The sequence below is a fragment of the Centipeda noxia ATCC 43541 genome (genome assembly GCF_000160555.1).
GTDB lineage: Bacteria > Bacillota > Negativicutes > Selenomonadales > Selenomonadaceae > Centipeda > Centipeda noxia.
Genome location: NZ_GG749282.1, coordinates 23,827 through 35,222, shown reverse-complemented (window position 1 = coordinate 35,222; position 11,396 = coordinate 23,827). Strand labels below are relative to the sequence as shown.

The following is an 11,396-nucleotide window of genomic DNA, read 5'->3' as shown; positions in this document are numbered from 1 at the left end:
TTTCTGCGGATATGAAGGAGCAGATCGCGCTTTACAATGCGGATCGTATGGATCTGAGGGATATTGTGCGGGAGGCTGCGCCGGATGTCGTCTTTCACCTTGCCGCATACTATACAACGATTCATGCCTATGAGGAGATTGATGAACTGATCGCGAGCAATGTCACATTTGGGACAAAGCTGCTCGATGCCATGGATCAGAACAATGTGCACAATTTTGTCTACGCACGTTCTTCATGGCAGCATTATCGTGATGACTCGAACGAGCCGGCAAATTTATATGCGGCATCAAAAGAAGCGTTTGATGCGATTGTCAAATTCTATATTGCGGCGCGTGGGCTGCAGGCGATCAGCCTGACTTTGTTCGACACCTATGGAGACCATGATCGGAGGAATAAGCTGCTGGCAATTCTGCCGAAACTTGCGGCGGAGGGGAGGCGTCTGGCATTATCGCCCGGAGAGCAGCAGGTGGATTTCATTCATGTGGAAGATGTGGCTCAGGCATTTCTGCTTGCCGGAACGTATCTGATGAAGGGACGGACTGATCTCTGCGGAGATTACGTCATTTCCTCCGGGAAGTGCGTAACACTGCGGGAACTCGTTCGGCGCTATGAATTGTTGTGCGGAGAGAAGATGCCGGTCGATTGGGGAGAACGTCCCTATCGCGAGCGGGAGATCATGATCCCGTGGCGCGGAGGCAGGATTTTGCCGGGATGGGAGCGAAAGCATAAGGAACTGATGTAGACCCGATCTTGCGCGGAGACCGGGTGATATACGTTGAGAGGTGACTGTTTTGGCAAAGCTGAGCATTATTATTCCTGTTTATAATATGAAGGAGCAGGAGCGTCAATGTCTGCTGTCGATTCGGCAGACGGTACGTCTGCCCTATGAAATAATCGTTGTTGACGACGGTTCATCTGCCGATGAGCGCATCTCAGACGCAGGGACAGCAGACAATGTTCGCATCCTTCACAGTGACGAGCATCGTGGCTTTTCACATGCGGTAAATATGGGGATTCAGGCATCCGTCGGAGAGGTCGTTCTCTTTCTTCATGCAGATACTCGGCTCGCTCCGCATACAGTGGAGGATATGCTCGATGCGCTGATTGCAGATTCCGCACTGGGTGCCGTGTCTGCGGTTGCTGCGCGGACATACGAGCGTGCGCAGCTGATACCGGATACGACCTATCAGTCCTGGGAGTCTTTTGCGGAAGTGGCAGGGGAAATTCGGGAACGCGGAGCAAGTCCGCATCCGGAGATCCTTACAGAGATGTTTGCGCTGATGGCGCGCCGGGATGCGGTCAATGCGGCTGGGCTACTTGACGAGCAGTATCAGGTGCCGGCACTCGCTGCATATGACTATACGGTTCGTATGACGCGGGCGGGATATGGCATTGCATCTTTGCCAAGCGTCTATGTCCATCATGTTGAGAGTGTTCATGACCAGAATCAGGAGGAGTATGATCGTCAGCGGGAGAAAGAACGAGAGTCTTTCCACGTGAAATGGAATGTTTCACTTGACTATTCTTTCTATGCGCGGATTGATCTGTTCCCCTTGATGAATTTGACGCGCGAAGGCCTCCGCGTCCTCGAAATCGGCTGCGCCTGCGGAGCAACTCTGCGGGAGATTAAGATGCATAATCCGACGGCAGAACTCTACGGGGTAGAGCTGAATGAGCATGCCGCCGCAATCGCTGCGCCCTTTGCGGAGATTCTTTCGATGAATGTGGAGAATCTCGATCCGGCAGAGATTCCGGAGCGGTTTGACTATATCATCATGGGCGATGTGATCGAGCATTTGCTCGACCCGTGGACAGCATTGGCGAATATGCGTGAGCTCCTGGTCCCCGGCGGTGCTGTCATTGCGAGTATTCCGAACGTAGCGCATATCAGCAACGTGTATAATCTCTTGAACGGTTATTGGAGCTATCAGGATATGGGGCTGCTTGATCGTACGCATTACCGCTTTTTTACGAGATGTGAGATTATTAAGCTCTTTGAAAATGCTCAGCTTTCGGTCGAGCAAATACAGTCCAAACAGATTTCTTTTCCGGAGGGAGGGGCGGCGATCAGAGATGAACTTCTTTCACTGAAAAATATTTCTGTTGACCCCCTGGATTTGGATACATACCAATGGCTTGTTTGCGGACGCCGCGCATAGGATACGATTTATATTTTTCCATATTTTTTTGTGGCATAGAGCCATTATCTGCTGTATAATGAGGCGGATAATGGCTTTTCTAATGGGAGGCATGCGATGCGGAGCGATGTGCTGGAGCTCCTGCGTGAAGCAGGCGGCTATATATCGGGAGAGAAGATGGCGGAGCGGCTCGGCGTGACGCGGGCAGCCGTGTGGAAGAAGATCGCGGCGCTGCGTGATGCCGGCTATGATATTTCGAGTGCGCCGCGCAGCGGCTATATTTTGCGCTCTGCACCGGACCGTCTGATCGAACCGGAGATTGCAAAGGGGCTCGGAACAGAGCTCGTGGGGCGAAAAATCATCTGCTATGATGCCGTCGGATCGACGAACCTGCTGCTGAAGGATATGGCGCGCCAAGGGGCAGAAAACGGCACCGTTGTCGTTGCGGATACGCAGGGAATGGGGCGCGGACGTATGGAGCGCGCGTTTTTCTCGCCACCCGGCAAGGGCATCTATGTGAGCATTCTTCTGCGGCCGAATTTTCTTCCGCAGGATGCGCCGAAATGTACACTGATGGCGGCGGTTGCGGTTGCACGTGCGATGGAGAAGTTCGGCCTGCGGGCAGCGATCAAGTGGCCGAATGACATTATGCACGACGGGCGCAAGATGGTTGGGATCCTCACGGAGATGAGCGCGGAGATGGATCGCGTGAACTACGTTGTGATCGGCATCGGCATCAATGTGAACATCGCGTCGGAGGATTTTCCTGAGGAACTGCGTCCGATCGCGACCTCGCTCATGCAGATGAAGGGAGAACCGCTGCCCCGCGTCGCGTTCCTGCAGGAACTCCTGCGTGCGCTCGACGCACTCTACGCATGCGCGCAGCAGGAGGGCTTTGCGCCTGTGCTTGCCGCATGGAGAGAGTATGCTGTAACTCTCGGTCAGCAGGTACGCGTGATCGGCCCGGCGGGTGAGAGCTTCGAGGGCATGGCTGCGGATATCGATGCGGAGGGAGCGCTCCTCATTGATACGTCGACGGGGAGAAGACGTGTGTTGGCGGGAGATGTGTCCATCCGCCCGAAGGAATAGTATGGAGGAAAGAACTTGCTGCTAGTACTGGATATCGGCAACAGCAATATTGTCATGGGCGCCTACGACGGGCGAAAGCTGCTGCGGCATTGGCGCATCTCGACGGATCGGCAAAAGACAGGCGATGAGTACGGCATACTGATCAACGAACTGTTTCACTATCAGGGGATCCGCATGACGGATATTGAAGCAATCATCATCTCGTCCGTAGTGCCGCCGCTCGTTGTTCCTCTGCGCAAGATGTGCGAGCGTTATTTTCATATCCGCCCGCTGATTGTTGGACCGGGCATTCGGACCGGTATTCGTCTCAACTATGAAAACCCGCGTTCGATCGGCGCAGACCGTATTGTGAATGTCATCGGCGCTCATGAGCAGTACGGCGGTCCGCTCATTGTCATCGATATCGGGACGGCGACGACATTTGATATCGTGGCAGAGAACGGAGATTTTCTCGGCGGCGTCATTGCGCCGGGCCTCGGTTCCAGTGCCGAGGCGCTTTTCCAACGCGCGGCGCAGCTGCCGCGCATCGAGCTCGTACCGCCAAAGACGGTGGTCTGCCGCAGTACAATACAGGGCATGCAGGCAGGCATCATCTACGGCTATGTCGGGCAGATCGACGAGATCGTGCGCCGCATAAAGGCAGAGACCGCAATGGAGATGAAGGTTGTCGCGACGGGCGGCTTTGCACGTATGGTGGCGAAGGAGTCCAAGATGATCGACAAGGTCGATCATTTTTTGACGCTGACAGGACTGCGTGTCCTCTATGAGCGAAATCAGCCGTGAAGCCATTCAAAATCGGCCCGTTCACCTTTGATGAACCCGTATTCCTCGCGCCGATGGCGGGTGTAACGGATACCGCCTATCGTGTGATTGCACATGATATGGGCTGTCCGCTTGCATTTGCTGAGATGGTGAGCAGTCAGGGCATCCATTACCGCAATGAGCATACAATGAAAATGCTCCGAACGGAACCGGATGAGCGGCCGATTGCGATGCAGATATTCGCTAAGTCCGCCGCAATGGCGGCCGAGGCTGCCGCCTACATTGAGGAGATCGGGACGGCGGATATCCTCGACTTCAACATGGGCTGTCCTGCACCGAAAGTTGTGAAGAACGGCGAAGGTTCTGCGCTCATGCGTGATCCGAAAAGAGCGGAGGAGATTCTGACAGCGATCCGCCGCGCGACAAAGCTGCCGTTTACGGTAAAGATGCGGCTTGGCTGGGATGATTCCTCGCGCAATGCCGCAGAGATTGCAAAGATGGCAGAAGCGGTCGGCGTCGATGCTGTTGCCGTACATGGACGAACGCGCGAGCAGTTTTACAGCGGCAATGCGGACTATGCCGCGATTGCGGAGGTAAAACGCGCCGTCGGGATCCCCGTCATCGTGAGCGGAGATATCCGCCGCAGCGCTGATCTCTCGCGTGCGCTTGCGGTTACGGAGGCAGATGCGGTGATGATCGGACGCGGTGCGCAGGGGAATCCGTGGATTTTTCCGCAGCTTATCCACTGGCTGCGCACGGGAGAAGATCTTCCTCCGCCGACCCTTGCGGAGCGGGCGCAGGTGATCCTGCGCCATCTCGACCTCCTGATCGGCTATAAGGGAGAATATATTGGCATTCGCGAGATGCGCAGGCATGCGGCGTGGTATACGCGCGGTCTTGCCGGGAGCGCAGAGCTGCGCGAACAATTTAACCGCGCAGCATCGCGCGAAGATTTTGCACAGATCCTGCACGATGCGTGGGAAATATGAAAGGATTTATTATGAGCGACGATAAAAAAACGTCAGTCTGGTCGAAATATACGGCCGAAGAACGCGCCGCAGTGAACGAACTTGCGCAGGGATACATCGATTTCCTCTCGAACTGCAAGACGGAGCGCGAGAGCGTGACCGAGGCGGTGCGCCTTGCGAAGGCTGCGGGGTACCGCGATCTCGCGGACATCATCGCACAGGGGCTTTCTCTGAAGGCCGGCGATAAGGTCTATGCCGTCAATATGAAGAAGGCGATTGTTCTCTTTCATATTGGCGAGGCGCCGATTGAAAGCGGCATGAACATCCTCGGCGCCCACATCGATACGTGTCGCCTGGATGTTAAGCAGAATCCTCTCTATGAGGACAGCGGCCTTGCCTATTTCGACACACATTACTACGGCGGCATCAAGAAGTATCAGTGGGTGACGATTCCTCTTGCCCTGCACGGCGTAGTCGTGAAAAAGGATGGTACGGTCGTCGAGATTACGATCGGAGAGAAGGCAGATGATCCCGTCTTCTGCGTGACCGATCTGCTCATCCATCTGTCGCAGGAACAGCTCGAGAAGAAGGCATCGAAGGTCATCGAGGGGGAGAAGCTCGATGTTCTCATCGGCGGTCTCCCGCTCAAAAAGGAGGAGAAGGAATCTGTCAAAGACGGAATCCTTGCGCTCCTTCAGGAGCATTACGGCATTGCGGAGGAAGACTTCCAATCGGCAGAGCTCACGCTTGTCCCTGCGGGACGCGCACGCGAACTCGGATTTGACCGCAGCATGGTACTCGGCTACGGGCAGGACGATCGTGTCTGCTCGTATACGGCGCTCTGCTCCATGCTCGAGACTTCGCCGCTGCAGCGTACGACATGCTGTCTGCTTGTGGACAAAGAGGAGATTGGCAGCGTCGGCGCAACGGGAATGCAGTCACGCTTTTTTGAGAATATGGTCGCGGAGCTGCTCTCTGCCTGCGGCCAGTACACCGAGATCGCTCTGCGCCGTACGCTTGCACGCTCGAAGATGCTCTCCTCGGATGTGTCGAGTGCCTATGACGGCCTCTATGCGGACGCGTTTGAGAAGAAGAACGTTGCCTATCTTGGGCACGGCATGGTGTTCAATAAGTTTACAGGCGCGCGCGGAAAATCCGGCTCGAGTGATGCGAGTGCGGAGTACCTCGGACAGCTGCGCCGTATGATGGATGCGAACAATGTCAGCTACCAGCTCGCGGAGCTCGGTCGCGTCGATCTTGGCGGCGGCGGAACGATCGCCTACATCATGGCGCGTTACGGCATGGATGTCATAGACAACGGCGTTGCCGTGATGAGTATGCATGCGCCGTGGGAGGTCACGAGCAAGATTGACATCTATGAGATGAAGAAGGGCTACGACATATTCCTGCGGAATGCGTAAGTAGGAGACGGAACGCCCACACCGTCACGCTGTCGCGTGCCGCCTCCCCCGTAGCGACGGGGGAGGCTTTTGATTACGGGATATTAACTTCCCTCGCACGGGGCGGGGCCTGTGCGCGGAACGTGTAGAAGTGGCGAGCAACGCGAGCCGATAGGGGCACTCGAAAGGAGCTTTTGATGGTTTCTGAGCAGATGTATAAGCTTGGTACAAAAAAATCTACCATCCGCACGATTTTTGAGTACGGACAAAAACGTGCCGCGGAGGTTGGCGCAGAGAATGTCTTTGACTTCAGTCTCGGCAATCCCAATGTGCCCGCACCGGACTTCATTCAGGCAGCGGCGGTCGATATTCTCCTGCACAGCGATCCGACGGAGGTGCACGGCTATACGATCGCGCCGGGGAAACCGCAGGTGCGCGGCGCTCTGGCCGCGGACCTCAACAGACGCTTCGGGATGAACATCACGGAGAAAAATCTTTTCCTGACGGCGGGCGCAGCGGCGTCGGTAACCATCACGATGAAGGCTCTTGCGGAGGAGGGGGATGAATTTGCGGCGATCGCTCCATTCTTCCCTGAGTATCGTGTCTTTGCGGAAGCATGCGGCGGAAAATTCGTCGCTGCGGCCGCGAAAACGGACGATTTCCAGATCGATTTTGCAGCGCTTGCGGCCGTCATTACATCGCGTACGAAGGCGGTTATCGTAAACTCGCCGAACAATCCAAGCGGCGCGGTGTACAGCGAGGAGACGCTCCGGCATCTTGCCGGTCTGCTGCGTGCAAAGGCGGAGGAATTCGGACATCCGATCTTCATCATTGCCGATGAACCCTATCGGGAGATTGTTTACGACGGCCTGACCGTTCCATGCATACCGCTCTTTTATGAGAATACGATCGTCTGTTACTCTTACAGCAAATCTTTCTCCCTGCCGGGCGAACGCATCGGGTACATTATCGTTCCCGATTCCGTTGCGGATTTCTCGCGCGTGTATGGGGCCATTGCGGGCGCGGCGCGTGTTCTCACGCATGTCAACGCCCCTTCGCTTTGGCAGCTTGTCATCGCGCGCTGTGCGGGGCAGACGGCAGACCTTGGCATTTATGCGCGCAACGCGGCACTGCTTTACGAGGGACTGACGGCGGCGGGATTTGACTGCATCCGTCCGCAGGGGGCGTTCTATCTCTTCCCTAAGGCCCTCGAAGCGGATGATTATGCATTCTGCGCGCGGGCACGGGAACATGATCTTCTTCTCGTGCCCGGTGCAGACTTCGGCTGCCCCGGGTATTTCCGCGCAGCGTATTGCGTTTGCACAGAAATGATCGAGCGTGCTTTGCCGCGTTTTCAAAAACTGGCAGAAACGTATCATGAAATACATGAATGAAATTCATCAATGATAGCTTCATTAAAACTTATATTGACAATCAGTCTCCTCAGGACTATACTAAAAAATGATCTACGTTCAATACAGCGTATCATTATCGATGATATCGATCGAATCCGGATTTTATCGCGCATGATTTGCGCGTGTTTAACCAGGCGAGGATGGTGTTCTTTTTGACCAGTGCAGAGTTGTTCGAAAAAGGCGGCCCGATCATGTATCTGCTGCTCCTGTGTTCTCTTACGGTGGCAGCCATTGCGATCGACCGCTTCCTTTTGTATCGCCGCGCAGCCCAGGGCGCATCGGGACTCGAGGCGGATATTTCGGCAGCGCTTCGCAAGAGGAAGATCGACGAGGTTGCACCCGCTGTCGAAGGGAAGGACAATATGGTCGCCTATCTCGTGCGGAGTGCGCTCGATGCGCGTGCAGCCGGCGAGGATGTCCCTATGACCCTTGACGCTGCCTACGGTGAAGCAGCGATGCTTCTGCGCGCGCGGCTCAATTATCTCTCGATGCTCGTCACGCTCGCACCGCTGCTTGGCCTTCTCGGCACGATCTCCGGCATGATTCAGTCGTTCAGTATCTTTAACCTGCAGGCGGGACAGCCCATGGCGATTACGGGCGGTATCGGAGAGGCGCTGATTGCAACGGCAACTGGGCTCTTTGTCGCTATCTTTGCGCTCGTTGTGCACACTTACTTTGCCCAGCGCATGGACACGATGCTGACCCTTCTCGAAAAGACGATGAACACGCTGCTCGCCGGATTTGCCGCAGCAGACGGAGGACGTTCTCATGCGTCGTAACTTTCATGACGTGCGCGAGCCGCTCGTCATGATTATCCCGATGATCGACATCATGCTCTTCCTGCTCGTGTTCTTCATGCTCAGCACAATGTACATGGTGAACGCGAGCACCGTGCAGGTCAATCTCCCGCAGGCAGCAAGCGCTCAGCAGGATACGCGCCCGCACATCATCTCCATCACGGTGACGGAGGACGGAAAAATCCTGTTTGACCGCGATGATGAGCCTACTCGTGAGCTCACCGCGAAGGTCAAGGCACAGCTGGAATCCGATCCCGAGACGGTCTTCGTCGTACGCGGAGATAAGAAGGCGGATTACCAGTATGTTGTCGCCGTGTTTGATGCGCTCAAGGAAGCGGGGACACGTCATGTGTCCATTGCGACGGAGACGGGAGGGGTCTGAGTGCACTATCAGACACATTGGCGTCTTGCCTTTGTCCTCGCGTTCTTCTTCCACCTCGTCGTATGGCTTGTACTGATGCTTGTTATCCCGCATGTGTTTCGGATGTTGGAGCCTCCGCCGCAGGAGACCCCGATGGAATGGGTCGATGTTGCGGATGATATGGGGATGCCCGAGGAAGATCAGCAGGAGGAACAGCCACCTCCGCCGCCTCCGCCTCCCTCGGAACCCGCTGCGGTTGAGGAGGAGCCTGCCGTTGTTGAGGCAGAGGTACCCGAGGAAGCCATTACGGAGATTATGAAGGAAGTCGAAGAGACGAAGGATGCCCCGCAAGAAGATAATGTCCTTCGCTCCGGCGAGGGCAAGCAGATCGGTCAGCCGGGCAAGATCCTGCATGCCGAGCAGCCGCCCTATGACATGATCAACTTCAAGGGACGCATCACGATATCGGCACATATCGGCACGGATGGCAGGGTCATGTGGACGAAGGCAATGGTGACTTCGGGAAATAAGTTATATGATCGAATAGCGGGACGCATTGTTGAGAAGCAGTGGAAATTTAAACCTGCAACGGATTCTCATGGAGAACCGATGGAGTCAGATATCATGTGTGAACTTGCATTCAATGTCCCTGCAAAAAAACATGGAAAAATAAAGTGATGTGATTTGGAGCATGACAATGCGCAACCTCTGTATCTTTATCCTGTCCGTCTGTTTTCTCCTTCCTGCGTTTCCTCTCGGGCACGCGGAAGAATTGCCTGTTGCACAGGCAGAGCGTATTTTGGTAGGGCAGCCGGGAAAAGTGCTTCATTTTGAACATGTGCACGATAAAAATATTTCCTTTCAGGGGCGTATCGTAGTGTCGGCGCGTATCGACAAGGATGGTCATGTTGCAAGTACGCGCATCATGGTAAGTTCCGGCAGTATGGTGCTTGACCGTATGGCGTGTCATATTGTGATGGAACGGTGGAAATTTGCTCCGGCTACGGATGTCCATGGTCAGCCGATGATTTCCGACATGATGTGTGCTGTTTATTTCAACATGAATCCAAAGCAGTTTAAGAAAAGGAGCGCACAAGCAGCACAATGAGAAAACTCTTTGCTTTTATCACGGCTCTGCTCCTGTTCCTGCCGGCGATTCCCGCGGATGCCGCGCAGACATGGCAGCAGATTCACGACCGCATTGGCGTCCAGATGGATCAGGTCTACGAGATCTACAAGACGGGCAACGCCGAGGGCGCGAAGGATGCCGTCAACGATATCTACTATGGCATCTACGAGAAGGATGGCCTTGAGAGTGCCGTGCGCAGCGGTATTTCCTCGAAGAGCGCGAACCTCACGGAGTACCAGTTCTATACGCTGAAAAAAGTGATCCGTGCCGGCGCTCCGCAGGCTGAGGTTGAGGCGGAGGGGGCGAAGCTCCTCGACATGATCCAAGCTGAGGTCACAACGCTCGAGACGAAGGGCGTTGAGTCGGGCGGCTGGGCAATGTTCCTGCAGGCGTTCCTCATCCTTCTGCGCGAGGGCATTGAGGCAATCCTTGTGCTCGTCGGTATCATCGCCTACCTCGGGCGTGCCGGGCATGAGAAGGAACTCTCTACCGTTTACAACTGGGCGATTGCCGGCATCATCATGAGCTTTGTCACGGCATATCTCTTCGTCGAAGTGCTCGACAACACAACGACGACGGGCTCCGGACGCGAGATCATCGAAGGCTGTACCGCGCTCTTTGCCGTTCTGGTCCTGCTTGGCACATCCGCATGGATGGGCGGGAAGTCGAATGCAAAGGCATGGAAAAGCTACATTGACAAGCAGGTGAAGCTGACGCTTTCCACAGGAAAGTCGCGTGCGCTGGGTGCCGCTGTGTTCCTCGCTGTCTATCGCGAGGGAGCAGAGGTGATCTTATTTTACCAGGCTCTCTTCAACAATGCTGTCGGCGATGTTGATATGATCTGGGCGGGCTTTGTAACCGCCTGTGTGGCACTTGCTTTGATCTTTTTCCTGATGCAGCGCGGCGCGCTGCGCATACCGATCGGTCCGTTCTTTAAGGTGACGAGCGCGTTTATGTTCATTCTCGCGGTTACTTTCCTTGGCGGCGGACTGAAGGAACTGCAGGAGGCTGATGTGATCTCTACCTCGGTGATCGAGGCAGTTCCTGTTCCGAGCATTGATCTGCTCGGTCTTTATCCCACCTATGAAACCATTGTGCCGCAGATCCTGCTGATTCTGGCGGCTGTCGCAATGGTATCATATAAAAAGCGCTCTGCAGCGTCAGAAGCGTAAGTTATTTTCCTCGCAAGAGGAGAGCAGTGTTTCATTTTAAGGAGGATTATCCCATGAAGAAATCCAGTCTCAGCATGCTCAAGAAGGCACTTGCCGTTGGTGCAATCGCATTCTCCACGTTTGCCATCAATGCGAATGTCAGTGAAGCTGCATTCGAGGAATTC

At 55.1% G+C, this 11,396-nt stretch carries 12 protein-coding genes and 1 pseudogene; all 13 read left to right on the top strand.

The annotated features are described in order from the left end of the window. Nucleotides 1-743, top strand: a 743-nt coding sequence (locus tag HMPREF7545_RS08785; RefSeq protein WP_006695385.1) for an NAD-dependent epimerase/dehydratase family protein, incomplete at its 5' end; no start/stop codon positions are given. 49 nt (nucleotides 744-792) lie between these two features. After that, a complete protein-coding gene (locus tag HMPREF7545_RS08780; protein ID WP_040571353.1) occupies nucleotides 793-2,160 on the top strand; it encodes a bifunctional glycosyltransferase/class I SAM-dependent methyltransferase in 1,368 nt (455 codons plus the stop codon). A gap of 96 nt (nucleotides 2,161-2,256) precedes the next feature. Next, nucleotides 2,257-3,228 carry a biotin--[acetyl-CoA-carboxylase] ligase gene (locus tag HMPREF7545_RS08775; protein ID WP_006695383.1) on the top strand — a complete coding sequence of 324 codons (972 nt, stop codon included), beginning with the start codon at nucleotides 2,257-2,259 and terminating at the stop codon, nucleotides 3,226-3,228. A 15-nt stretch (nucleotides 3,229-3,243) separates the two neighbouring features. Then, nucleotides 3,244-4,011 carry a type III pantothenate kinase gene (locus HMPREF7545_RS08770; protein ID WP_006695382.1) on the top strand — a complete coding sequence of 256 codons (768 nt, stop codon included), beginning with the start codon at nucleotides 3,244-3,246 and terminating at the stop codon, nucleotides 4,009-4,011. Then, on the top strand, nucleotides 4,008-4,979 hold the full coding sequence (gene dusB / locus HMPREF7545_RS08765) for a tRNA dihydrouridine synthase DusB (RefSeq protein ID WP_006695381.1): 972 nt from the start codon (nucleotides 4,008-4,010) through the stop codon (nucleotides 4,977-4,979). Before HMPREF7545_RS08770 ends, dusB begins: the two co-directional genes overlap by 4 nt. Before the next feature lie 11 nt (nucleotides 4,980-4,990). After that, nucleotides 4,991-6,379, top strand: coding sequence for an aminopeptidase (locus tag HMPREF7545_RS08760; protein ID WP_040571374.1), 1,389 nt, complete (start codon nucleotides 4,991-4,993; stop codon nucleotides 6,377-6,379). A gap of 176 nt (nucleotides 6,380-6,555) precedes the next feature. Further along, entirely contained in the window at nucleotides 6,556-7,752 is a 1,197-nt protein-coding gene (locus HMPREF7545_RS08755) for a pyridoxal phosphate-dependent aminotransferase (protein ID WP_006695379.1), read from the top strand. 212 nt (nucleotides 7,753-7,964) lie between these two features. Then, the gene (locus tag HMPREF7545_RS08750; RefSeq protein ID WP_040571352.1) at nucleotides 7,965-8,552 is read left to right on the top strand and encodes a MotA/TolQ/ExbB proton channel family protein; all 588 of its coding nucleotides are present in this window, start codon (nucleotides 7,965-7,967) and stop codon (nucleotides 8,550-8,552) included. Then, complete coding sequence (locus tag HMPREF7545_RS08745) at nucleotides 8,542-8,952, top strand: ExbD/TolR family protein (protein ID WP_040571351.1); 411 nt, start codon at nucleotides 8,542-8,544, stop codon at nucleotides 8,950-8,952. Before HMPREF7545_RS08750 ends, HMPREF7545_RS08745 begins: the two co-directional genes overlap by 11 nt. After that, nucleotides 8,953-9,609, top strand: a complete 657-nt coding sequence (locus HMPREF7545_RS08740; RefSeq protein ID WP_006695376.1) for an energy transducer TonB — start codon at nucleotides 8,953-8,955, stop codon at nucleotides 9,607-9,609. It abuts the gene before it with no gap. Between the two features lie 94 nt (nucleotides 9,610-9,703). After that, on the top strand, nucleotides 9,704-10,039 hold the full coding sequence (locus HMPREF7545_RS08735; protein ID WP_248681321.1) for an energy transducer TonB: 336 nt from the start codon (nucleotides 9,704-9,706) through the stop codon (nucleotides 10,037-10,039). After that, entirely contained in the window at nucleotides 10,036-11,232 is a 1,197-nt protein-coding gene (locus HMPREF7545_RS08730) for an FTR1 family iron permease (protein ID WP_006695374.1), read from the top strand. Before HMPREF7545_RS08735 ends, HMPREF7545_RS08730 begins: the two co-directional genes overlap by 4 nt. A gap of 53 nt (nucleotides 11,233-11,285) precedes the next feature. Continuing rightward, a pseudogene (locus HMPREF7545_RS10525) lies at nucleotides 11,286-11,396 on the top strand (iron transporter); the annotation flags it as partial.

Coding starts and splice junctions, on each gene's coding strand:
- HMPREF7545_RS08775 (WP_006695383.1), top strand. CDS start 2,257: ATGCGGAGCGATGTGCTGGAGCTCCTGCGTGAAGCAGGCGGCTATATA.
- HMPREF7545_RS08760 (WP_040571374.1), top strand. CDS start 4,991: ATGAGCGACGATAAAAAAACGTCAGTCTGGTCGAAATATACGGCCGAA.
- HMPREF7545_RS08755 (WP_006695379.1), top strand. CDS start 6,556: ATGGTTTCTGAGCAGATGTATAAGCTTGGTACAAAAAAATCTACCATC.
- HMPREF7545_RS08750 (WP_040571352.1), top strand. CDS start 7,965: ATGTATCTGCTGCTCCTGTGTTCTCTTACGGTGGCAGCCATTGCGATC.
- HMPREF7545_RS08745 (WP_040571351.1), top strand. CDS start 8,542: ATGCGTCGTAACTTTCATGACGTGCGCGAGCCGCTCGTCATGATTATC.
- HMPREF7545_RS08730 (WP_006695374.1), top strand. CDS start 10,036: ATGAGAAAACTCTTTGCTTTTATCACGGCTCTGCTCCTGTTCCTGCCG.